Source organism: Tropicibacter sp. Alg240-R139, from assembly GCF_900537075.1.
In the GTDB taxonomy this organism is placed as follows: domain Bacteria; phylum Pseudomonadota; class Alphaproteobacteria; order Rhodobacterales; family Rhodobacteraceae; genus Falsiruegeria.
Map to the genome: position 1 here is coordinate 143,255 of NZ_UNRA01000001.1, position 23,619 is coordinate 166,873.

Consider the following 23,619-nt stretch of genomic DNA (forward strand, 5'->3'; position numbering starts at 1 on the left):
TCACTCCCATGCGTGACGCGTTTGATTGCGGCGCGCAACAGCCCCCGTGCGGCCCGAACCGCATGGGGGTTTTTTTTGTTTCAAAGCATCGAGCTCATCAGCTCGCGACCGACCAACATGCGCCGAATCTCGGACGTGCCCGCACCGATTTCCATCAGCTTTGCATCGCGGAAAATGCGCCCGACGGGGTTGTCAGACAAATAACCCGCCCCGCCAAAAGCCTGCACCGCCTGATGCGCCTGCACCATCGCCTGCTCAGATGCATACAGACAGCACGCCGCTGCATCCTGGCGGGTTACGTCACCCCGATCACAGGCCTTGGCGACCTCATACACGTACGCTCGCGATGAATTCATCGCGGTGTACATGTCCGCAATCTTGCCCTGCATCAGCTGAAAGTTCCCGATGGGCTGCCCAAACTGCTTGCGTTCGGCCATATACGGCATGACCTCATCCATACAGCCCGCCATAATGCCCAGGCCGATGCCTGCCAGCACCACGCGCTCGTAATCCAAACCGGACATCAGGACCGCAACACCCTTGCCCTCTTCGCCCAGAACGTTTTCGAACGGCACTTCGACGTCTTCAAAGATCAGCTCGGCGGTGTTTGACCCGCGCATGCCCAGCTTGTCGAAATGCGGCGAGGTCGAAAAGCCCTTGAATTCTTTCTCAATCAGGAATGCAGTGATCCCCTTAGACCCACCCTCAGGATCGGTCTTGGCGTAGACAACCAGCGTGTCGGCGTCCGGACCGTTTGTGATCCAATACTTGTTACCATTCAAGCGGTAGTAACCATTGCGCTTTTCCGCGCGCAGCTTCATCGACACCACGTCGGATCCGGCGCTCGGCTCGGACATCGCCAATGCGCCGACGTGTTCGCCCGACACCAGACGCGTCAGGTATTTTTCCTTCTGCTCCTGCGTGCCGTTCAGCTTAATCTGGTTCACGCATAGGTTCGAATGCGCGCCATACGACAACGAAACCGAAGCGCTGGCGCGCGCGATCTCTTCGACCACGATGGTATGCGCCAGATAGGACATGCCCGCGCCACCGAACTCTTCGGGAACAGTCACACCCAGCAGACCCAGGTCGCCCATTTCCTTCCACAGCTCAGCCGGAAATTCATTTGTCCGGTCGATTTCGGCGGCCATCGGCTTGACCCGCTCTTGCGCCCAACGGTGAACCATGTCGCGCAGTGCATCCACGTCTTCACCATGATCGAATTTCATTGTTGCGGTAAACATCGCCTCTCCCATCGAGTCTAAGAACAACCGTTTATGAACAAGTGTTCAATAAAGGGATAGCAGCGAATCCAATTTGCGTCAACGATTGCGTATCGCGCCGCGACGTCGCGCCTGAACGGCACAAAAGAAAACCGCCCCACCGGCTGCGGCGGGGCGGTAAACAAAACATCGAGCGTGCGCCGCAGGCGCACTCAATTTAACTACAGTTGCGACTGATGAACCGCGCTTACTTCGGCCCTGATGATCCGCGCAATCAAGGCGCAATCATCCAAGCTAAAGGTGAGCGGTACTCGCATGTCCACAATACCGGTCAAAACCCGATCGCTCGCTGGCATCCGCTCGCTTTGGGCATAGCGCCAGCTGTCATAGCGCGAGGTGAAGCCCGCAGGCTCATCTGCACCAAACCACTTGAGCTCGACCCCGCGCGCGCTGCAGCGTGCAATCGCCTCTTGCACGGCCTCAGGGGTCCAGTCCAGCAACAAGAACTGTATAGACGACCCAACATAGCTTTCCTCGGCAGGTCGCTCGATCACTGTCAGCCCGGGAACATCCCGCAGACCCGCTTCCAGTGTCTGATACCGCTCATTCCACCGCGCGACTTGGGCGTTCAAATCCTTCAACTGCGGCCGCAGGATCGCCGAACGCAGATTGTCCATACGCCCTGACACGTTGGGTGTGTGATATTTGATCCGCTCGAACACCTCTGGTCCCGGCGCTGCCAGATGCCGCTCGTACAGCATGTAAGACCCCGACAGCATCACCGCCTTGGCCGCTAATTCCTCGTTATCGGTGATCAACAGACCACCCTCGCCCGAATTCACGTGCTTGTAGGTCTGGCAGGAATAGCAGCCAATGGCCCCCTGCCGCCCCGATGGCACACCCCGCCACGCCGCGCCCATGGTGTGGGCGCAATCCTCGATCACTGTGATCCCTTCAGCGTCACAAATCTCCATCAACCGGTCCATATCGCACAAGTGACCGCGCATATGGCTGAGCAACAGCACCTTGGCCTGATCCGCCTTTGATGCCAAATCGTCCAGATCAATGGTCAGCTCTTCGGTCACGCCCACAAACACAGGTCGCGCATTGACCGAAGCGATCGCGCCCGGCACCGGGGCCAGAGTGAAAGCGTTGGTCAACACCGCATCGCCAGGCTGAACCCCCACTGCGCGCATGGCCGTTGCCATCGCATAACCACCCGAGGCCACAGCCAAGCAATACCTAGCGCCCGTTTGTGTGGCAAACTCCTGTTCCAGCAGAGCGGTTTCGCCCAACTCTCCGTCCGACACGTTGTAGCGATGCAATCGCCCGTGTCGCAGAACGGCCAATGCCGCCTCGATGGCCTCATCCGGGATGGGTTCCTGCTGCGTAAAGCTGCCTGTAAATCTATCTGTCATATGGCGGTTTTCCGTTTGCAACACAGCATGGTCAAGCACCCAACACTCAATTCACGTTTCCCAAAGCCGCGTTTTTGGTCTTTGCACTCAGGACCTGCCCAACCAGGTCAGGCAGATCGGCATAGTCTTCCAACAGTGCCTCAGGCTCCAACGCTGCCATATCCGCGCCCGACGGGCCAAATGTCACAAGGATTGACGGTACACCTGCCGCGCGCGACGTGTTGCGATCCGTATCTGAATCCCCGATCAAAACGCAGTGAGCCGGATGCCCCCCCGCCTGCCGCGCGGCTTCACGCAGGGGCTCTGGGTCGGGCTTGCGCACTGTCAACGTGTCCGCCCCGATCAGCGATGCAAAGGCATCACGTACCCCCATCCGCTGCATCAACAGCTCGGCCAGCCCCTCGGGCTTGTTGGTGCAAATACCGACGCCATACCCCAAGGCTTTAAGCTGCTCGACAGCCTCCATTGCACCGGGATAGAGAAACGTATGCGTGTCGATGGCTTCTGCGTAGGCCTTGAGAAGAACAGGATAGTACCGGTCGACCGTGGCGGCCTCGAATGCACCGACCCGCTCAAGCCCTCGGGTCAGCATCATCCGACCGCCACGCAGGGCAATTCCGGCATCCTGCCCCGGGACCAGAATATCACCGTGTCCCATGTCGCGAAAACAGTGGTTCGCCGCCGCAAGCAGATCACCCGACGTATCTGCCAGAGTTCCATCCAGATCAAAGATCACTGTCTGCATCTTGCCCTCATGTTCTTCCCATCATTCGCCGCCACTCACGGCAAAACGCGTCCTTCTTCCGCGATTAATCTGGGGCAGCGTGAAATTAAAGTAAAATCGCGCCAAAATGATCGACTCGCCCCCTGAAACACTTGCACTAGCATCACCAGACCGGGCAAAAATGAGCCCAGATCCCTGACTTATCAAAACGAGACACCAACCGGATGGAGCCCCTATGGCCAAGCAATTTGACCGTATCGAAGACCAGCACCGCACCTTTATTGAAGAACAGCATATGTTTTTTACTGGATCTGCTGGGCCCGAAGGAAGGGTGAACATTTCCCCAAAAGGGATGGATTCGTTGCAAGTAATGGGACCGAACCGAATCCTGTGGATGAACCTAACCGGCAGCGGAAATGAAACAGCCGGGCATTTGCAGGAAAATGCCCGCATGACGTTGATGTGGTGCTCTTTCACCACACGCCCCCTGATCCTGCGTACTTTTGGCATGGCCCGAACCGTCCACGTGAATGACCCGGATTGGAGTGAGCTCGCGCAATACTTTCCCGCTCACCGCAGTGCGCGCCAGATCTTTGATTTGGACATCGACCTGGTTCAGGCGTCTTGCGGATATGCTGTGCCTTTCATGGAGTTCCAATCGGACCGTGACACGATGCAAAAATGGGTAGACGACAAGACCGATAAACAGATCCGCGACTACTGGTTGACCAAAAACACAAAGACCATCGATGGAAAACCCACTGGCGTTCCAGTCTGACTACGCGCGGATATAGAGAACATCCCCATGGCGTGGCACCTGTACATAACGGTGCGACGCCAAGCGGAATCCCATTGATCGCATATACGCGTCGATGTCTTCAAAAAGCGCGCCGCCCTCGTACATCGGCACACGAGAAACCTCACATTTGCATTGATGGAACTGTTTAAGGTCATCACCTAAGCCTTTGAGAACAGACAATTCATGACCCTGAACATCTACCGCAAGCATCGACCGCGCGGCCCCCCTAACGTCCACATCATGGCGGGCAAGAATGTCAGGCAGAGAATGGGTTGTAAGCTGTATGACCTCGCCGGTTTCATGGCTATGTGGGAACCGCTTGCGATAAACGTCTGTCGAATTATAGATCGAAGACGAAGCCCCATCACCATTGAAGCGATTAAACGTTAACGTCTCTCCACCCGTTGCAGATACAAGTGTGTTCTCCGTCACGTGGCGCGTGGTTTTGGAACGGCCCGCAAGCGCTTTGGTCAATTTCTGATAGGTGTCTGGATCGGCCTCTATCCACAGGATTGTCTTGGCACCACAAAGCTCATAGAACGCGGCATCCTCGCCCCAATGCGCGCCCACATGTACGATCAGATCAATAGGCGCGCGCCGCTCCATCAACAGCTCGTACTTTGATGCGCGCAGGTGTTTTCTCCATCCCTGCGGAACCAGCTTTTTGGCCACCCGTTCCAAACGCTTGAGACTTTGCATCTCATACTCCCCCAACTCAGCCACTCTCCTCACAGAAAAGTAACAGCCCCCTTGATCTGGGAAAAGCTGTCAATATGCTGCCGGACAAAAAAAGGGAGCTATCAATGCTTGCGGCCTATCTGGAAGAGATCAAATCCCACGCAGACCCCAACCGCGCGCCTGGCATGGCGTCCTATCATAAGATCGACCGTGAATACCTAGGCGTAGCAAACCCGATTTTGAATGATTTGACAAAGGTTTGGCGGCAAGACCTGACGATTGCAGAGCGCGTTCTACTGGCGTCCGAGCTGTGGCAGACTAACATCTATGAAGCGCGGCTTGCGGCATCAAAGCTACTGTCCCAGGCACGCATTCGTCCTGATGACGATGTTTGGGAATTGCTGCAAAGCTGGCTGCCAGACTTTGACAGCTGGGCTATTGCCGATCATGCCTGCATGGCAGCACAAAAACGGCTGACCGCAAACCCTGACCGCCTGGATCAAGTTGAGGAGTGGACCGCGTCAGACCACATGTGGACCCGTCGCGCCGCATTGGTCGCGACACTGCCCTGGACCAAGCAGAATCACCCAAAGCCCGACGATCTGATGCGCCGCGATCGCATTCTGGAATGGGCGGCAGTTTATGTGCCGGATCGGGACTGGTTCATTCAAAAAGCCATCGCTTGGTGGCTGCGCGAACTGTCAAAGCATGACGCTGACCGCACTCGTGCTTTTCTCGCGGAGCATGGTGATGACATGAAACCTTTTGCCCGCAAAGAAGCGGGACGGTTCCTGAAAGCTCAACTGGAATAGACGTCCAGTTCGACAAGCTGTTCGAGCGGAGCAAGAAGTTTACGCATCGCCTCAAGCGAAAGATGGCTGCCCGCGCCTGCGTCACCAGGAATCGGGATCAAGGTTACCGTGGCCGCTGCACCCGTTTTGCGCACAACAACACGGCCAGTACGTTCGACGCGGACCAACGGTGTTTCCATCCAGATCCCTCCACGGGTCGGATCGCCCAATCCAGCCACTGTCTGTTTCGCACCTTCCCAGGTTTCCAGCGTCTGCGCCTCAGAGGTTTGGACGGCCTCAACCACCTCTGTTTCCGCAGCCTCAACCTCATCAACGACCCCGCCCTCTTCCACAACAGTTTCAACGGGTTTGGGGTCAGAGCTGAACCAACCCCCGACCTGATCTGTAGTGGAGCGAACCTGATCGCATCCGGCGACCACAATGACGGCAAAGAGCAACATGTATTTCATGCCCCGACCCTAGTCGCCCGTCACGCCACGCACCAGCCCATTTCGCATATTGCCCTTGCCCGGCTGGGGGTCACGCTTTACCTATGCTCTCATGACCGCACCGCTAATCGATCCATTCGCCCGCGCCATCACCTACCTGCGAGTTTCCGTCACGGACCGCTGCGACTTTCGCTGTGTCTATTGCATGTCGGAAAACATGACCTTTCTGCCTAAGAAAGAGTTGCTGACGCTCGAAGAGTTGGACCACATGTGCTCAACATTTGTCGGCTTGGGCGTTGAGAAACTCCGCATTACTGGCGGCGAACCGCTGGTGCGTCGCGACATCATGACATTTTTTCAGTCGATGACCCGGCATCTGGAAAGTGGCACGCTTAAAGAGCTGACGCTGACCACAAATGGCTCGCAGCTGGAACGCTTCGCCGATCAGCTTTATGCCGCTGGCGTGCGCCGCGTGAACATCTCGCTTGATACATTGGATGAGAAAAAGTTTGCCGATGTCACCCGCTGGGGCCGCCTGCCCCAGGTGTTGCGCGGCATTGATGCGGCGCAAAAGGCGGGCTTGCGCGTCAAAATCAACGCTGTTGCGCTTAAGGGATTCAATGAACCCGAACTGCCGCAGATCACCCAATGGTGCGCCGAGAGGAACATGGATCTGACCTGGATCGAGGTTATGCCGATGGGCGATCTGGGCAACGAAGACCGGCTGGATCAGTATTGGTCACTCAAGGACGTGCGGTCAGAATATGCCCAGCATTACACAGTCACCGATTTGGCCGAACGCACCGGTGGTCCGGCGCGCTATGTGCGACTAGAAGAGACAGGTCAGAAAATCGGCTTTATCACACCGCTCAGCCACAACTTCTGTGAAAGCTGCAACCGTGTGCGCCTGACCTGCACCGGCGAGCTGTACATGTGCCTTGGTCAAGAAGACATGGCCGACCTGCGTGCGCCGTTGCGGGCCCATCCCGATGACCCTGCCGCGCTTGAGTCCGCGATCCGCGACGCGATCTCGCACAAGCCCAAGGGTCATGATTTCGACTATTCCCGCCAACGTGCCGACGGCCAGATGAGCCGCCACATGAGCCACACAGGCGGCTGATGTCTGCCTCTTCCGGGAAACCGACCCCGCTCTATCGCCTGTATCGGGGTGTGACAGCGGCGATTGCCCCTATTGCCTGGGCCTCTGTCGCGCGCAAGCTGCGCAAGGCCGGTGTGCCAGCCGAACGCCAAAAGGAACGCCTGGGCGTGGCCAGCCTACCCCGCCCACCGGGACAGCTGGTGTGGTTTCACGCCGCAAGCGTCGGCGAAAGCCTGTCGGTTCTGACCCTGATCACCCGTATGGGTGAACGCCTCCCCGCGACCGAGTTCCTGATCACCTCTGGCACGCCCACCTCAGCCGAGTTGATTGCCAAACGCCTGCCGCCGCGCACACGACATCAATTTGCGCCGCTGGATGTGCACGGCCCTGTCGGGCGGTTCTACAATCACTGGCGACCCGAGGCCGGGATCTTTGTCGAAAGCGAGATCTGGCCGCAGATGTTGGTCAAAGGGCGTGAGCGTGGCACCCGATTGGCCTTGCTCAACGCACGCCTTTCCCAGAAATCCGTCCAAGGTTGGAAAAAGCGCCCAAAGACAGCGCGCTTTCTGCTGGACCAATTTCGCCTGATGCTGACGCAGAATGACAAGACCGCTCAAAACCTGCTGGACATGGGTGCCGATCGTACCCGCGTGAAACCAGGCACCAACCTCAAGGCCACGTCAGCCCCGCTGCCGGTGGACGAACTGGCCCTGGCGCGTATTCGGGGTGAGATCGGCGATCGTCGGGTCTGGATCGCCAGTTCGACCCATGCGGGCGAAGAGGAAACGATGCTGGCCGCACACAAGGAGTTGCTCAAGACCGATCCGGACCTGCTGCTGCTGTTAATCCCCCGTCACCCGGATCGTGGCGATGTGGTCAAACGCCTGGTTGCGCAAGCTGGCTTGACTTGTGCGCAACGTTCCGCCGCACAAACACTGGCCCCGGACACGCAAGTCTATCTGGCGGATACTCTGGGCGAGACTGGGACGTGGTACGCTCTATGCCCGCTGGTGTTCATGGGCGGCTCGCTGCTGGAAATCGGCGGCCATAACCCGTTTGAGCCGGCCCAGGCCGGGGCCGCCGTCATCACTGGACCGGGATACTTCAATTTCCGCGAAACCTTTGAACCGTTGATCGCTCAAGGGGGTGCGGTGCAAATCACGGATGCCGCCAGCCTGACCGCCGCCGTGTCGCGCTGGCTGACCGACGCCCAGGCGTTGGAGCAGGCCTGCACCGCCGCCCGGTCCTGTGTGCAGGATCAGGCCGCAGCCCTCGACACTGTCGTCGAAACGCTGATCACCGCGCTGGAGCTGGAATGACGCCTGAGCTCTTTGTCACCAACTTCAACAAGAACTTCACCGGGGTGTCGGCAACGGCGGCCAATGTCATTCGCCAGCAGGTCAAACACCACGAGCTGCGCTTGGTCGGTCACCCCCTGCCCGGCTGCCCAGCACCGATCAGTGCCAGCGATGCCAAACGCCTGAGCCGCCAGACACCAAAAGGCCGCCCCTTTGCCATCTGGCATGTGCGCCGAAACCCGGAAATGCGCGTGGCGATCTGGGCCCGCGATGTGCTGCAACTGCCGATCCGCATCGTCTTTACCTCGGCCGCGCAACGGCTGCATTCGGCCTATCCCCGCTGGCTGATCAGCCGCATGGATGCGGTGGTGGCCACGACCGAGCGCGCGGCAGAGTTTGTGCCTCACGTCCGCGCCGTGGTCCCGCATGGTGTCGACACCGATCTCTTCACGCCTGCAAGTGACCGCGCCGCCGCTTGGGAGGCGACGGGACACGGCGGCACGATGGGCATCGCCACCATCGGGCGCATCCGGCCAGAAAAAGGCACCGATCTATTTGTCGAGGCGATGCTGGGTCTGCTGCCCGACTTGCCCGGCGCGACCGCTTTGGTCATCGGGCGTGCGGGTGGCAAACATGATGCGTTTCAACAAAAGCTCCTGGGCAAGATCGCCGCTGCAGGTCTGAGCGACCGCATCCTCTTTCCGGGCGAGGTTCCAGCCGCCGAGTTACCCGCGCTGATGCGAGGTCTGTCACTGGTAATGCAACTGCCCCGCTACGAGGGGTATGGCATGACCCCGCTCGAAGGGATGGCCAGCGGTGTGCCGTTTGTGGGCAGCGACGCGGGCTACTACCAGGCGTTCTCGGCCCAAGGGCGCACCGGCTCCATCGTGCCGCTAGAGGCCGCAGCAGAGGCTGCTGGAGCCGCCAACGCAATCCTGTCGGATACAGAGAAACATGCTGCCATGTCCCGCGCCGCACGCGAGATCGCAGAACACAGCTTCAGCGCCGCACGCGAGGCCGAAGGCATCGGCCCTGTGTATCAGGAGCTCTGGTCAACCTCCTGACCGCCTATTCATCTTTTCAGAAATACTCCGGGGGAGGCCCCGCAGGGGTCGGGGGCAGAGCCCCCTTCCCACCTTTAGATCAAGCAGCAGGCATCCGCTGCTCGACGATCTCGGCCCACCAGCTGCAGCCGGCCGGGATCGCGTCATCGTTAAAGTTGTACTCGGGGTGATGCACCATAGCCGTGTCGCCATTGCCGACCAGGATATAGGCACCGGGACGCTCTTCGAGCATGAAGGCAAAGTCTTCGCCCCCCATCACCAGCGGCGCGTCATCACATGTGCCTGATACAGACGCTGCCACCTTGGCCGCAAACTCGGTCTGCTCTTCATTGTTCACCATCACCGGATAGCCGCGCATATAGTTGATGTCAGCGGTTCCACCAAAGGTGGCCGCGATGCCGTTGCAGATCGCCTTGATCCGCGTTTCGGCCAGGTCGCGCATCTCTGTCGACATGGTGCGCACGGTGCCTTTGATCTGTACCGTCTGCGGGATCACGTTGAATGCCTTGGACGAAGTTTCGAACGAGGTGACGGACACCACGATCTGATCCACTGGATCCGCGTTGCGCGACGCGATCGTCTGCAGCGCCAGCACGGTCTGCGCGGCCATCACGGTGGTGTCGACGGTGTCATGCGGTTTTGCCGCGTGACCGCCGCGCCCTTCCAGCGTGATGTCGAACGTGTCCGTTGCCGCAAAGAACGCACCGGGACGAATGGCGAAAGAGCCGACAGGACGGCCAGGCCAGTTGTGCATGCCATACACTTCCTGGATGTTCCAACGCTCCATCATGCCGTCGTCGCACATCTCCTTGCCGCCACCTCCGCCTTCTTCAGCGGGCTGAAAGATCACCACAACGGTGCCGTCAAAGTTGCGCGTCTCGGACAGGTATTTCGCCGCTCCAAGCAGCATCGCAGTGTGACCGTCGTGGCCACAAGCGTGCATTGCGCCGTCAGTTTTTGACGCATACTCCAGCCCCGTCGCCTCAAGAATCGGCAGCGCGTCCATGTCGGCACGCAGACCAATGACCTTGCCCGCGGTGTCGGACTTGCCCTTGATCACGCCCACGACGCCGGTGCGGCCGATGCCGGTGACGATCTCATCACAACCGAACTCTTGCAGTTTCTCAGCAACCAGAGCGCTGGTACGGTGGGTTTCGAACAGGATTTCAGGGTTTTCGTGAATATCACGTCGCCATTCGGTGATTTCATTTTGCAGTTCCGCAAAGCGGTTCTTGACTGGCATGTCTCTTCTCTCTCTTGGTTTATCTCATTCACGCAGCGGGCATGCGCCGCTCGACCATCTCGGCAAACCAACTGCAGCCGAATGGAATGATCTCGTCGTTGAAGTTGTATTCAGGGTGATGAAGTCCGGCGCTGTCACCGTTGCCCAGGGTAATGAAAGCACCCGGACGGGCCTCAAGCATGAATGAGAAGTCCTCTCCCCCCATGATCATCGGCGCTTCTACGCAAGACCCGCCCACGATGCGTGCAGCCTCGGCTGCATATTCGGTCTGTGCGTCAGCATTGCTGGTCACGGGAACCCCATGTTCATAGGTGACCTCAGCCCTACCGCCAAAAGTCGCAACAATGCCCTGCGCCACCTCATTCACGCGCAGTTCGATCAGCGCACGCATGTCGTTGGAATGTGTCCGCACGGTCCCCTTGATCCGCGCGCTTTGCGGGATGACGTTGAACGCATTGGATGAGGTTTCAACAGAGGTCACCGACACCACCGCCTGTAGCACCGGATCGGTGTTGCGCGACACAATGGTCTGCAACGCCACGATGAGCTGTGAGGCCATCACAGTCGCGTCCACCGTCTCATGCGGTTTGGCCGCATGGCCCCCGTGCCCTTCAAGAGCAATGTCGAATGTATCGGCAGCGGCCAGCATAGGGCCGGATCGGATCGCAAACTGCCCCGTTGGCAGGCCAGGGACGTTGTGCATACCGTACACTTCTTGAATACCGAAACGGTCCATCATCCCATCCTTGACCATCGCCTCGGCGCCGTTGCCGCCCTCTTCGGCGGGTTGAAAGATAACCACGGCGGTGCCGTCGAAATTGCGCGTCTCGGCCAGATATTTTGCCGCCCCCAGCACCATAGCCGTGTGGCCATCATGGCCGCAGGCGTGCATGGCCCCATCGGTTTTCGAGGCATAGTCGAGCCCCGTCTGTTCCTGCATCGGCAGCGCGTCCATATCACCACGCAGACCAATCACCGCACCTTTGCTGTCGGTATTGCCCTTGATCACGCCCACAACTCCGGTGCGACCGATGCCGGTCACGACCTCATCACAGCCGAATTCCTTTAGCCGCTCGGCCACCAGCGCACTTGTGCGGTGGGTGTCATAAAGGATTTCAGGGTTTTCGTGGATGTCACGCCGCCATGCCGTGATCTCGGCATGCATTTCGGCCAGGCGGTTCTTGATCGGCATGTCACTCTCCCCTTTGTCACACCGTAAGTTAGGCCGCGCTCAGGCGGCAGGCATTCGTCGTTCGATGACTTCGGCGTACCAGCTGCACCCAGCCGGGATCGCCTCGTCGTCGAAATTGTATTCCGGGTGGTGGCACATCGCTGTGTCCCCGTTTCCGATAAAGATATAGGCGCCGGGGCGTTCTTCCAGCATGTAGGCAAAATCTTCGCTCGGCATGATCGGATCGGTGGCGTCGTTGACAGATCCAGATACGGCGCGAGCAGCCTCGGCCGCGAATTCTGTCTCATCCGGCGTGTTGACCGTCGCGGGATAGCCCGGTGTCCACGTCACCTCGGCCTTGGCCCCAAAGGCCGAAGCCGTGTCTTCGGCGATCCGACGCACGCGCTCTTCGGCGATGGTGCGGTATTCGGGGTCGAGCGTGCGCACCGTGCCCTGCAGGCGTGCGGTATGCGCGATCACGTTTGAGGCGACACTGTCGGTTTCAAAAGTGCCCACGGTCAACACCACCCGCTTGATCGGGTCAACCGTACGGGACACAACCGATTGCAATGTAACGACAATTTGCGATGCCACCAACGTGGTATCCACAGCATCATGGGGGGCTGCCGCATGGCCACCCTTACCGGTCACCACAATTTCGAATTCATCAGATGACGCCAACAACGCACCGGGTCGAATTGCGAATTCCCCAACCGGGAAACCCGGCATGTTGTGCATGCCGTAAACTTCTTGGATGCCCCAACGGTCCATCATGCCGTCCTGGCACATCTCAAGACCACCCGCCCCGCCTTCTTCGGCGGGTTGGAAAATCAGCACGGCGGTGCCGTCAAAATTCCGTGTCTCGGCCAGGTATTTCGCCGCCCCCAGCAACATCGAAGTATGCCCATCATGCCCGCAAGCGTGCATCTTACCCTCGACGGTCGAGGCATAGTCGAGCCCCGTCGCCTCGTGGATCGGCAGTGCGTCCATGTCAGCACGCAGGCCGATCACCCGGCCTTTGGTGTCCGTACGTCCCTTGATGGTGGCCACGACGCCGGTGCGCCCAATGCCGGGCGTGACCGTGTCAACGCCGATCTCTTTCAGTCGCTCGCACACAAATGCTGCGGTTTTTTCAACGTCAAAGAGCAATTCTGGATATGCGTGGAGGTGCCGACGCCAGCCAGTGATTTCGTCGTGCATCTCGGCCAAGCGGTTTTTGATCGGCATTTAACCCTCCTGCAATCGGTCCAGTAATCGGTCTGCGAAACCAACACCGGCCTTGAACTGGGCAACGGTGATGAATTCATTCGGTTGATGAGCTTGCGCGATGTCGCCCGGCCCACACACCACAGCGGAATAGCCCGCCTCTTGGAACTGCCCAGCCTCGGTCCCGTAGCTGACAACATGGCCAGCGTTGTCGCCGGTGATCTTACGCACCAGCCCTTCGGCTTCGCCATTCTCTTCAGGTTTCAAGCCCGGCACAGCAAAGCGCTGATGCACCTCGATCCGCGTCTCGGGATGAATGACCTGCATCCCCGCTTCGACTTCGCGGACCTTGTCCTTGACCAATGCGTCCCAGGCATCTTTGTCGGCGTCAGGGACGGCGCGATAACCCAGGTCGAACCGACAGTGTTTGGCGGTGATGTTAGCGGCGGTGCCCCCTTCGATTACGCCAGTGTGCAGCGTGGTCCACGGCGGTTCGAACATCGCAGCGACGGGTGTGGGTTCCTTAGCACGCTCGACCTCGTTCACGTCATTGGCCCAAGCGATGATCTTGGCCGCCTCCATGATCGCATTGACGCCAGTATGCATGAGCGAGCTGTGAACCTCGAACCCCCAGACGTCGACAACAAACCCCTGCCCGCCTTTGTGGCCAGTGACGGCCTTCATCATCGACGGCTCGCCCACGATAACGGCCGAGCCTTTGGGCAGAACCGGTTGCATCGCCTCAATCATCGGTGGCGCCCCGGTACAGCCAATTTCCTCGTCAAAGCTTAGCGCCAGTTGCAGTGGGCGTTTGAGATCAAGGTACTTGGCTTCGACCAAGGCCCAGATGGCGATGGCGTCAAAACCCTTCATATCGCAGGTGCCGCGCCCGAAATATTTGCCGTCGCGTTCAATCACGGTGAAGGGGTCGCTATCCCAAGGTTGCCCATCGACTGGCACGACATCGGTGTGACCCGACAGAACCACGGCCCCCTCTTCCCAAGGACCAACATGGGCAAACAAAGCGGCCTTATGCGGTTGATCGGGATCAGGCCAGCGGTGGCTTTCGATGCCATGTTCGACCAAATACCCCTCGACCCAGTCGATCAGCGGCAGATTGGTGTCCCGGCTGACAGTCGGAAACGAGATCAGCTTGGTCATGATTTCCAGCGGAGACAAACGCTCGGTCATAATGTCCCCTTAGTATCCGCTGTCGGTGGTCAGCACATAATGTCCCGGCTCGACCTCGCGGTACTGCGAGGGCTCGGGGGTGTAGTCCAATCCGTGGATCGGCGACGGGATCGGCTTGAAGTTCAGGTCCTTTTCCGACTTGCGCTTATTCGGGTCAGCGATTGGCACCGCCTTCATCAACGCCTGCGTATAGGGGTGCTGCGGGTTCTCGAACACGCGATTGCGCGGTCCCAGTTCAACAATCCGGCCCAGATACATCACGCCGACCTGATGGCTGACGCGCTCGACCACGGCCATGTCGTGGGAAATGAACAGATAGCTCAGCCCCAATTCGGCCTGCAGCTCCATCATCAGGTTCAGCACTTGCGCCTGCACCGACACATCCAGCGCCGACACCGCCTCGTCCGCGATGATCAGCTTGGGATTCAGGGCCAATGCGCGGGCAATCGCGATCCGCTGGCGCTGACCGCCAGACATTTCATGCGGATAGCGGCGCATAAAGCTGCGCGGCAGTTGCACGCGGTCAAACAGGTTTGCCACCCGGTCCGTCAATTCCGAGCCGCTGGCGACGTTATAGTTGCGCATCGGCTCAGCCACTTGTTCTAGCAACTGCATCTGCGGATTGAGCGAGGCAAAGGGATCCTGGAAAATCATCTGCATGTCCAGACGCGCCTTGCGAAGGCCGCCTTGATCCAGCTTCATGATATCGACGCCATCTAGATCAATTTCACCCGCCATAGGTTCGACAAGGCGCAGAATCGACCGACCCGCCGACGATTTACCACACCCCGATTCGCCCACCAGGCTCAGGGTTTGGCCCCTGTTGATGTTGAACGACACGTCCTCGACCGCGTGGACGTTAGAAATGGTGCGTCGGAAAAAACCACCTTTGACCGGGAACCGCGTGGTCAGACCCTTGACCCGCAGCAGCACTTCATTGGTGCCGGGGATGGGGTCGAGATTCTGCCCCTCTACGCCCATCAGTTTCATTGGGCTGGGTTGGGTGCTTCCGCGCATTTCGCCCAGTTTCGGTACCGCCGCAAGAAGCGCCTTGGTGTAGTCGTGCTGTGGGTTCTCAAAGATCTCCTGAACCGAGCCCTCTTCAACCTTGTTGCCACGGAACATGACAACCACACGGTCCGCCATCTGTGCCACAACCGCCATATCGTGGGTGATGAACATCACCGCCGTGCCGGTTTCGCGTTTCAACCGGTCCATCAAAGCCAAAATTTCCGCCTGAATGGTCACATCCAGCGCGGTTGTTGGCTCATCCGCGATCAGCAGGCGCGGCTCGCACGCCATTGCCATGGCGATCACGACACGCTGGCGCATCCCACCTGACAATTCGTGCGGGTATTGCTTAAGGCGACGTTCGGGTTCAGGGATTCGCACCTCGCGCAGCAGTTCAAGCGCCCGCGCTTCGGCATTCTTTTGCGACAGCCCCTTGTGAACGCGCAGCCCCTCGGTCAGCTGGCGACCCACGGTAAAAACTGGATTCAAGGCCGTCATCGGCTCTTGAAAGATCATCCCGATCTCGTTGCCGCGAATCTGTTTCATCAATTCCTGATCAGCATTGGCCAAATCCATCTCACCGCCGTCGCGACGATCGAATAGCAATCTGCCGCCCGCAATCTCGCCACCGCCGAACTCGACCAGACGCATCAGGGATAGGGAAGATACCGACTTTCCCGAGCCGGATTCGCCAACGATACAAACAGTTTCGCCCGGATTGACCTCGAACGAGACGTCCTCGACACCGACAACCGGACCGTCTTTGGTCTGAAACTCGACCCGAAGACCTTTGATCTGTGCAATAGGCTGATCCAGCACGCGCGCGCTCCCCTTTGGTCGCCGTTGGAATTGAGAACCAAACGCTAAGACCCTGCAAGGGGGAAAGTCAAACGCATAGATTTTCCCGTCACGAAGGCTTGCAATTTTTTCAAACTCTGTTTCGATACGCCTCGTAACCGTTCTCGGGGGGAGAGGAGAGCTTACGTAACGTGAATATGTTTCTCGTTTAGTTACAATCCTTTACTGAAAGAGCGGCACACGCTGAATCCGCGGGCATCGCGGAGATAATCGAGACACCAACGTGTCCAACATGGAGTGTACAATGAAAGTTAAAGCCCTTTTACTTGGTGCGATCGCAAGCACGGCAATGGCCCCGATGGCCATGGCCGAGCGCGGATCGGACGGCAACGTCAGCATCATTTATTGGCAGGCCCCATCGATTCTGAACCCGTTTCTTTCGGGCGGCACCAAGGACGTGGAATCTGCCTCGCTGGTTATCGAACCGCTGGCCCGCTACAATCAGGACGGCGAGATGGTACCCTTTCTCGCGTCAGAGATTCCAACCGTCAGCAACGGCGGCGTGAGCGAGGATCTGACGTCGATCACCTGGAAAATCTCGCCTGGCATAACCTGGTCGGACGGCACGCCGTTTACATCGGCTGACGTCAAATTCACGGCCGACTACTGCATGCACCCCGAGGGTGGCTGCGCGCAGCTGACCAAATTCGATGGTGTGACATCGGTTGAAACGCCGGACGACATGACCGTCGTCGTCACATTTGATCAGCCGACCCCGTTCCCCTACGGACCCTTTGTGGGCGGCGAAAGCCCGATCATCCAAAAGGCTCAGTTCGAAAACTGCATGGGCGCCAAGGCACCGGAATGCACGACCGAGAACTTTGGCCCGATCGGCACCGGCCCCTTTGTTGTCACCGAGTTCAAGCCGAACGACGTGATCACCATGAGGGCCAACGACAACTATCGTGATCCGGCAAAACCCGCGTTCGCCACGCTGACGTTCAAAGGCGGCGGTGATGCAACCGCGGCTGGTCGTGCAGTCATGGAAACTGGCGAATTTGACTATGCCTGGAACCTTCAGCTGGCGCCCGAAGTGATCGCTCAGATGGAAGCAGGCGGCAAAGGCACCCCGGTTGCTGGCTTTGGCCCGTTGGTCGAGCGCATCATGCTGAACCAGACCAACCCGTCATCTGATTTGGCCGAAGGCGAACGTGCGACTGCCAAGCATCCGCACCCGTTCTTGCAGGATCCGGCGGTGTACAAGGCAATGTCGATGGCAATCGACCGCCCGCTGCTGGTCGAAATTGGCTACGGCAAAGCCGGTCAGGTCACCTGTAACTGGATTCCTGCACCTGCTGCTGTGAATTCGTCCACTTTCTCGTGCGATACTCAAGACATCGCTGGCGCCAACAAGCTGCTGGACGATGCAGGCATCGTTGACACCAACGGTGACGGCGTACGCGAAAAAGACGGTGTACCGCTCAAAATCGTGTATCAGACCTCGACCAACGCTGTGCGTCAGGATTTCCAGGCTCTGATCAAAGAGTGGTGGAGCCAGATCGGCATCGAATCCGAGCTGCGCAACATCAACGCATCGGTCTTCTTTGGTGGTGACCCGGGCTCGCCCGATACCTTCCAGAAGTTCTATGCTGACGTTGAAATGTACGCCAACACCTTCAACGGCACCGACCCTCAGTCCTATCTTGGCAACGGCCTGTGCGACAAAGCACCCAAGCCGGAAAGCCAGTGGCAGGGTGAGAACATCAGCCGCTTCTGTAACGAAGAGTTCGATGCGCTGCACGGTGAACTGACCCAGACTGCTGATGCGGACAAGCGTGCCGAAATCGCGCGCCGTTTGAACGACATCATGGTTGAAAACGGCGGTATGATCCCGCTGGTTCACCGTGGTCGTTTGTCGGCCCATGCCAACACCCTTGGCGGTGTGGTTCTGAACGTGTGGGACAGCGAGCTGTGGAACGCAGCTGACTGGTACCGCAAGACCGGTTCCTAAGCGTTAGCGCTTGCAAAGCCGCGCTCCGATCACTATCGGGGCGCGGCCTCTGGCATCACGACCCTAGGTCGTACCCAAGAAAAAGACTCATAAACAAAGGCGCACACGTATGCTGACCTTCACTATTCGACGATTGGTTCTGGCTGTACCGACGCTTTTGTTCATCAGTCTTGTGATCTTTCTGTTGCTCGAAATGGCACCCGGAGATCCGATGGCCCAGGTTCCCCTGACGGTTCCACCCGAAGTCAAAGAAAAGATGCGCGAGGCCCTAGGCCTTGGCGAGCCGATGCCCATTCGGTTCTGGAAGTGGATCGTTCAATTCTTTTGGATCGAACCACAGGTGCTGATCGATCATTACCTCGGCACGTCCTTTTCCGAAGGCAAGCTGCGCGTCATCTCGTGGCAGACCCGCTCGCCCGTGATGGACATCGTTGTACAGCGTATCCCGCAGACCCTGTGGGTTGTTGGCACAGCCTACATCGTCGCCATCCTGATCGCCCTGCCTATCGGCATCTATTCGGCCTATCGTCAGTACAGCTGGTTCGATCAGATGGGCACGTTTGTCTCGATGGTCGGTTTCTCGGTTCCGCCGTTCTTCTCGGGCGTGCTGGTGATCGTGATCTTCTCGGTCCAACTGGGTTGGTTCCCGTCGATCTATGACACCACGCTAGTGGTCAACAGTTGGGACAGTTTCGTGAAACAGCTGCAACAGATGATCATGCCGGTCATGGTTCTGGCGTTGCAAATCACCGCACAGCTGAGCCGGTTCATGCGCGCCTCGATGCTGGACAACCTCAACCAGGATTACGTCCGCACTGCCCGCGCCAAGGGTCTGAGCGAATATGTCGTGGTCATGGTTCACGTCCTACGCAACTCGATGATCCCCGTTGTCACTGTGATCGCCCTGGGTATTCCAGCGATCTTTGGTGGTGCCATCATCACCGAGCAGGTGTTCAAGGTGAACGGCATCGGCCAACTGCTGATCGGCGCTATTCAGGCCAACGACCTGCCCATGGTGCAGACCCTCACATTCATTTTCGCCGTCCTCATCGTGCTGTTCAACCTGATCGCCGATGTCCTGTATGGCATCCTTGACCCACGGATCCGCTATGACTGAACTAAGCAAAACTCAGACTGAGCTGAACCAACCTCAACCGACGAAACCACCGCGTAGCCAATGGCTGGACGTGTGGGACCAATTCAAAACCCACAAGGGCGCAATGATGGGCGGTGTACTGTTCGTCTTGATCGTGGCAGGCGTCTATCTTGGGCCTTTCCTCTGGGAAATCGATGCGACCAAGATCGACATCCGCGCGCGCAATCAAGGGCCCAGTATGGCCCACCCCTTTGGCACCGACCAATTGGGCCGTGACCTGTTGGCCAGGATGATGGCGGGCGGCGCAACATCTGTATCGGTCGGCATTACCGCCATGCTTTTGGCCTTGTTCCTTGGGTCTTTCGTCGGCGTGGTCGCCGGGTTCTTCAAGCGTTTGGACGGGCCTCTCATGCGCCTGACTGATCTGTTCCTGGCCTTGCCCCTGCTGCCGCTTCTTTTGGTCATGATGCTGCTGTTTCGCGAACCGCTGAACGCCGCATTTGGCCTGGAGCAAGGGATTTTTATCCTGATCGTGACCTCGATCGGCATTACTTCGTGGATGCCAACCGCACGCATCGTGCGTGGCGACGTACTGGCACTGAAGGAGCGCGAATTCGTATTGGCAGCACGTTCGATTGGCACCACCAACTCCAAACTGATCACACGCCACATTCTGCCCAACGTGCTGTCACCGATTATGGTGTCGGCCACCCTCGGAATTGCCACCGCGATTATCACCGAAAGCGCTCTGTCCTTCCTCGGCCTTGGGTTTCCGCCGGATTTCCCGACCTGGGGTCGCCTGCTGTTTGATGGCACTGATTATCTTCAGCAATACCCTGAGCGGGTGATCTGGCCGGGTCTTGCGATCTCGCTGACCGTGCTGAGCGTCAATTACCTGGGCGATGGTCTGCGCGACGCACTGGACCCGCGTATCCGGGGCCGCTGAACCAGGCAAAAAAGAACGTGTCCTAACGGCCGCCCCTTAACGGGCGGCCGTTGGTCTGTTTGGAGCGTAAATAGTTAACCGGAAAAGCAGGACAGCGCCGTGTTTGCCCTGAACCTTAGAGCGATCTTGGGATTTCTTGCGGAACGTACGGGGTTCTGTTTTCGCTGCGCTGCTGCTGGTATGGCTGGTTTTTGCCACAGTTGCGCACGCCACGCTCAAGGGTATCCTGGCCCCGCTCCGGGTGGCTATGGAGTCGGTCACATTGGATATTGGCCCAAGTGTTTCGCCCACAACGTTGCCCGGAAGGGGCTGGCCTTATTCTGGCACTGTGGCAGGAGCCGCGCTGATCATAACTTTGCGGTCCGGGAACCGAACGTTACCCCCGATCAACGGAGCTTTCATCGGCGTGCAGCCAATTGCGCTTGGCCGCAGGCTGACGGACCAGTTCATTCGATGCGCTTCCGAATTCGGCGCACCATCCACCAGACCAAGCCCACGACCGGCAGAGTGACCAAAGCTGTGATCATCCCCTTGCTCAGGCCCGTGGCAGTCAGTGGATAAAGCAGATAACCCGTCAGCGACACGGCGTAGTAGCTGATCGCAACGACTGACAAGCCCTCGACTGTGTGCTGCAACCGCAAGGCCAGATCGGCACGACGGTCCATGCTTTCCAGCAACGCCTGATTTTGCGCGCTGCGTTCCACGTCGACCCGGGTCCGCAGCAATTCCCCTGCCCGGATTGCCCGGTCTGACAGCATTTGCAGCCGGGATTCGGTGGACTTCACCGTCCGCATTGCGGGTTCATACCGGCGCATCATGAAGTCGGCAAAGCTCTGGCGCCCTTCGAACCGTTCCTCTCGCAGAGACTGTATCCGCTGGTTCACGATCGCCTCATAGGCCCCCGTTGCACCAAAGCGAAACGACGAGCGTGCGGCCATAGTTTCCAACTCGGTCGAGGTCGAAATCAGTTGCGGTAGCAACTCCTCGGCCGGGGCGCTCGCCTCGGTCATCTCGACCATCAGCTGTGTCAGGCGCACATCCATCTCGCCAAGGCGCTCATTCAGGGACTTAACACGCGCAAAGCCCAGCATCGACATCGCCTTGTACGTCTCAATTTCGCACAGGCGCTGCACGATCCGTCCCACGCGCCGCTTGCCGGTGGCCTTAGAGACAAACACAGCAAAACGCATGTGCCCGGCCGGGTCGATCCGGAAATCCCCTGCCGCGATGGCCGCGTCATCCAGCATATGCGAAACAGCCAGGCTTTCCGGAACAAACCATTCCGCCAAGAGCCGTTTGACCTTGGCCTTCTCGGGCCGTTCAATGACCTGCAGCATCACCGAGGTCACACGCTGCCCTGGTGCCTGCTCTAGCCAATCGGCCGGGAACACCTCAAAATCCGACGGGTTGAATACGCGCTCACTGACACCATTTGAAAAGGCCGTATAGGTCACAAACTCGGTGTGCTGCTCCCATTTCAACCAGTGCCGCCCAATTTGTCCTGCATAGTGGGTGGCATCGGGTTGCGGATGCGGCGCACCGTGGCGATCCAACAGATCTAGCAGATGCGCGCGATCAAGACCTCGATCACGGCCTGCCGCCTCATCGGGTTTCTTGATCGCCAGAAACACGACCGTGCAGGGCGCCTCGGACACGGGGAACGGGCGGGCGTGCAGTTCATTGGCTAGTGCGTAACGCAAAGGGTGGTCCTGAATGGGCGGCATGGGGCTCCTCCGGGCTTTGCGTCACTATAACGGTGACCGCAATAACATCAATTATCATTTTGAATCAATCACTTACAGGCATACGAAGGCATACAAACGCCGCAACATATTGAAACCTAGCGGTTTTCGATCTTTCTCTCTTCTTCTTGCTAAAAATATCCCGGAGCGCGAGGCAGAGCCTCGCATGAAAAAAGGGCGCCCCGAAGAGCGCCCTTTCGAAATTCATGCAAACCTAAGATCAGTTGATCATGGTCAGCAGCGTATCCAGCGAGGCCTTGGCGTCGCCATAGAACATGCGCGTATTCTCTTTGTAGAACAGCGGATTTTCAATGCCCGAATAACCGGTACCTTGACCACGCTTGGACACGAACACTTGTTTAGCCTTCCAGCACTCCAGAACCGGCATGCCAGCGATTGGCGAGTTCGGGTCCTCTTGTGCGGCCGGGTTCACGATGTCGTTCGAACCGATAACAATGGCGACGTCCGTTGTAGGGAAGTCATCGTTGATCTCGTCCATCTCCATCACGATGTCATACGGCACCTTGGCTTCTGCCAGGAGCACGTTCATGTGCCCCGGCAGACGACCCGCAACCGGGTGGATCGCAAAGCGCACCTCTTTGCCCTTGGCGCGCAGACGACGGGTCAGTTCCGCCACGTTCTGCTGTGCCTGAGCAACGGCCATGCCGTAGCCTGGGATGATGATGACGCTGTCGGCCTCGTCCAAGGCAGTTGCCACGCCCTCGGCGTCGATTGCGATCTGCTCGCCTTCGACTTCCATGGCGGGACCGGTGGTGCCGCCAAAGCCGCCCAGGATCACGCTGACGAACGACCGGTTCATCGCCTTACACATGATGTAGGACAGGATCGCACCCGACGAGCCGACCAAAGCACCGACCACGATCAGCAGATCGTTGCCAAGCGAGAAGCCGATCGCAGCCGCAGCCCAACCCGAGTACGAGTTCAGCATCGACACAACCACCGGCATGTCCGCACCACCAATGCCCATGATCAAGTGATAGCCGATGAACAGCGCCGCCAAAGTCATGATGAACAGCGGCAGGAACCCACCGGTATTAAAGTACCAGATCAGGCACAGGAACGAGAGGCCAGCAGCGCCAGCGTTCAGCATGTGACCCCCGGGCAACTTGGTCGCCGCCGAGGACACTTTGCCCGCCAGTTTGCCATAGGCAACAACCGAACCGGTAAAGGTCACAGCACCAATGAAGATGCCAAGGAATACTTCAACCCGCAGGATGTTGATCTCGACACTGGATTTCTTGGCCAGCAGATAAGCAAACCCTTCCAGCGATTTCTTGGCGCTGTCATCCAGTGCCAGAACATTGCCCAGCTCAAGATGCGCGTTGAAACCAACAAATACCGCCGCCAGACCAACCAACGAGTGCATCGCTGCAACCAGCTGAGGCATCTCGGTCATCTGAACGCGCTGCGCAACAACGGTACCAATGGCACCGCCTGCTGCGATCAGCAGCAGCGACAGCAGCCAATAGCCCGAACCGGGGCCGACCAATGTTGCAAACACAGCCAAGCCCATGCCAACGATGCCGTACCATACGGCGCGTTTGGCGCTTTCCTGACCGGACAAGCCGCCGAGCGACAGGATGAAGAGAACAGCCGCAACCACATATGCGGCAGTTGTAAATCCAAATTCCATTATCCCG

The 23,619-nt window shown here is 58.5% G+C and carries 20 protein-coding genes; 8 read left to right on the forward strand and 12 right to left on the reverse strand.

Annotation, left to right across the window (positions count from 1 at the left end; genetic code table 11):
- Positions 1 to 80: 80 nt before the first annotated feature.
- The 3 genes from G6R15_RS00740 to G6R15_RS00750 form a co-directional block, all read right to left on the reverse strand.
- A complete protein-coding gene (locus tag G6R15_RS00740; protein WP_164657872.1) occupies positions 81 to 1,244 on the reverse strand; it encodes an isovaleryl-CoA dehydrogenase in 1,164 nt (387 codons plus the stop codon).
- 200 nt (positions 1,245 to 1,444) lie between these two features.
- Complete coding sequence (locus G6R15_RS00745; RefSeq protein ID WP_164657873.1) at positions 1,445 to 2,641, reverse strand: DegT/DnrJ/EryC1/StrS aminotransferase family protein; 1,197 nt, start codon at positions 2,639 to 2,641, stop codon at positions 1,445 to 1,447.
- Between the two features lie 46 nt (positions 2,642 to 2,687).
- Positions 2,688 to 3,386: an HAD-IA family hydrolase gene (locus G6R15_RS00750; RefSeq protein ID WP_164657874.1), complete on the reverse strand. Its 699-nt coding sequence runs from the start codon at positions 3,384 to 3,386 to the stop codon at positions 2,688 to 2,690.
- Between the two features lie 214 nt (positions 3,387 to 3,600).
- Here G6R15_RS00750 and G6R15_RS00755 point away from each other — a divergent pair, with 214 nt between their 5' ends.
- A complete protein-coding gene (locus G6R15_RS00755; RefSeq protein ID WP_164657875.1) occupies positions 3,601 to 4,143 on the forward strand; it encodes a pyridoxamine 5'-phosphate oxidase family protein in 543 nt (180 codons plus the stop codon).
- On the opposite strand, the gene G6R15_RS00760 is transcribed toward G6R15_RS00755, so the two are convergent.
- Complete coding sequence (locus G6R15_RS00760) at positions 4,144 to 4,863, reverse strand: FkbM family methyltransferase (protein ID WP_164657876.1); 720 nt, start codon at positions 4,861 to 4,863, stop codon at positions 4,144 to 4,146. It abuts the gene before it with no gap.
- A 104-nt stretch (positions 4,864 to 4,967) separates the two neighbouring features.
- Between G6R15_RS00760 and G6R15_RS00765 the strand changes: the two genes are divergently transcribed.
- The gene (locus G6R15_RS00765) at positions 4,968 to 5,654 is read left to right on the forward strand and encodes a DNA alkylation repair protein (RefSeq protein WP_164657877.1); all 687 of its coding nucleotides are present in this window, start codon (positions 4,968 to 4,970) and stop codon (positions 5,652 to 5,654) included.
- Here the strand turns inward: G6R15_RS00765 and G6R15_RS00770 are convergent.
- The gene (locus G6R15_RS00770) at positions 5,642 to 6,103 is read right to left on the reverse strand and encodes a hypothetical protein (protein WP_164657878.1); all 462 of its coding nucleotides are present in this window, start codon (positions 6,101 to 6,103) and stop codon (positions 5,642 to 5,644) included. The two genes, G6R15_RS00765 and G6R15_RS00770, sit on opposite strands and share 13 nt — an antisense overlap.
- Positions 6,104 to 6,194: 91 nt before the next feature.
- On the opposite strand from G6R15_RS00770, the gene moaA reads away from it, so the two are divergent.
- Genes moaA through G6R15_RS00785 form a run of 3 tightly spaced genes read left to right on the forward strand, consistent with a single transcriptional unit; the run spans position 6,195 to position 9,543 of the window.
- On the forward strand, positions 6,195 to 7,202 hold the full coding sequence (gene moaA / locus G6R15_RS00775; protein WP_164657879.1) for a GTP 3',8-cyclase MoaA: 1,008 nt from the start codon (positions 6,195 to 6,197) through the stop codon (positions 7,200 to 7,202).
- Entirely contained in the window at positions 7,202 to 8,500 is a 1,299-nt protein-coding gene (locus G6R15_RS00780) for a 3-deoxy-D-manno-octulosonic acid transferase (RefSeq protein WP_164657880.1), read from the forward strand. The genes moaA and G6R15_RS00780 overlap by 1 nt, the downstream gene beginning before the upstream one ends.
- Positions 8,497 to 9,543: a glycosyltransferase family 4 protein gene (locus G6R15_RS00785; RefSeq protein WP_164657881.1), complete on the forward strand. Its 1,047-nt coding sequence runs from the start codon at positions 8,497 to 8,499 to the stop codon at positions 9,541 to 9,543. Before G6R15_RS00780 ends, G6R15_RS00785 begins: the two co-directional genes overlap by 4 nt.
- Positions 9,544 to 9,622: 79 nt before the next feature.
- On the opposite strand, the gene G6R15_RS00790 is transcribed toward G6R15_RS00785, so the two are convergent.
- The 5 genes from G6R15_RS00790 to G6R15_RS00810 are packed head-to-tail and all read right to left on the reverse strand — an operon-like array spanning position 9,623 to position 16,184.
- Positions 9,623 to 10,786 carry a M20 aminoacylase family protein gene (locus G6R15_RS00790; protein ID WP_164657882.1) on the reverse strand — a complete coding sequence of 388 codons (1,164 nt, stop codon included), beginning with the start codon at positions 10,784 to 10,786 and terminating at the stop codon, positions 9,623 to 9,625.
- 28 nt (positions 10,787 to 10,814) lie between these two features.
- The gene (locus G6R15_RS00795; protein WP_164657883.1) at positions 10,815 to 11,978 is read right to left on the reverse strand and encodes a M20 aminoacylase family protein; all 1,164 of its coding nucleotides are present in this window, start codon (positions 11,976 to 11,978) and stop codon (positions 10,815 to 10,817) included.
- 39 nt (positions 11,979 to 12,017) lie between these two features.
- Entirely contained in the window at positions 12,018 to 13,184 is a 1,167-nt protein-coding gene (locus G6R15_RS00800; RefSeq protein WP_164657884.1) for a M20 aminoacylase family protein, read from the reverse strand.
- Positions 13,185 to 14,354, reverse strand: coding sequence for an acetylornithine deacetylase (gene argE, locus G6R15_RS00805; RefSeq protein WP_164657885.1), 1,170 nt, complete (start codon positions 14,352 to 14,354; stop codon positions 13,185 to 13,187).
- A 9-nt stretch (positions 14,355 to 14,363) separates the two neighbouring features.
- Positions 14,364 to 16,184 (reverse strand): ABC transporter ATP-binding protein, encoded by a 1,821-nt coding sequence (locus G6R15_RS00810; protein ID WP_164657886.1) that lies wholly within the window; start codon positions 16,182 to 16,184, stop codon positions 14,364 to 14,366.
- 283 nt (positions 16,185 to 16,467) lie between these two features.
- Here G6R15_RS00810 and G6R15_RS00815 point away from each other — a divergent pair, with 283 nt between their 5' ends.
- The 3 genes from G6R15_RS00815 to G6R15_RS00825 all read left to right on the forward strand — a co-directional run bounded on the left by G6R15_RS00815 (position 16,468) and on the right by G6R15_RS00825 (position 20,216).
- Positions 16,468 to 18,174, forward strand: coding sequence for a peptide ABC transporter substrate-binding protein (locus G6R15_RS00815; RefSeq protein ID WP_164657887.1), 1,707 nt, complete (start codon positions 16,468 to 16,470; stop codon positions 18,172 to 18,174).
- A 109-nt stretch (positions 18,175 to 18,283) separates the two neighbouring features.
- On the forward strand, positions 18,284 to 19,291 hold the full coding sequence (locus G6R15_RS00820; RefSeq protein ID WP_164657888.1) for an ABC transporter permease: 1,008 nt from the start codon (positions 18,284 to 18,286) through the stop codon (positions 19,289 to 19,291).
- On the forward strand, positions 19,284 to 20,216 hold the full coding sequence (locus tag G6R15_RS00825) for an ABC transporter permease (protein ID WP_164657889.1): 933 nt from the start codon (positions 19,284 to 19,286) through the stop codon (positions 20,214 to 20,216). Before G6R15_RS00820 ends, G6R15_RS00825 begins: the two co-directional genes overlap by 8 nt.
- Positions 20,217 to 20,662: 446 nt before the next feature.
- Here the strand turns inward: G6R15_RS00825 and G6R15_RS00830 are convergent, their stop codons facing one another.
- Positions 20,663 to 21,940, reverse strand: a complete 1,278-nt coding sequence (locus G6R15_RS00830) for a DUF3422 family protein (protein ID WP_164657890.1) — start codon at positions 21,938 to 21,940, stop codon at positions 20,663 to 20,665.
- Between the two features lie 238 nt (positions 21,941 to 22,178).
- Positions 22,179 to 23,612, reverse strand: coding sequence for an NAD(P)(+) transhydrogenase (Re/Si-specific) subunit beta (locus G6R15_RS00835; protein WP_164657891.1), 1,434 nt, complete (start codon positions 23,610 to 23,612; stop codon positions 22,179 to 22,181).
- Positions 23,613 to 23,619: the final 7 nt, after the last annotated feature.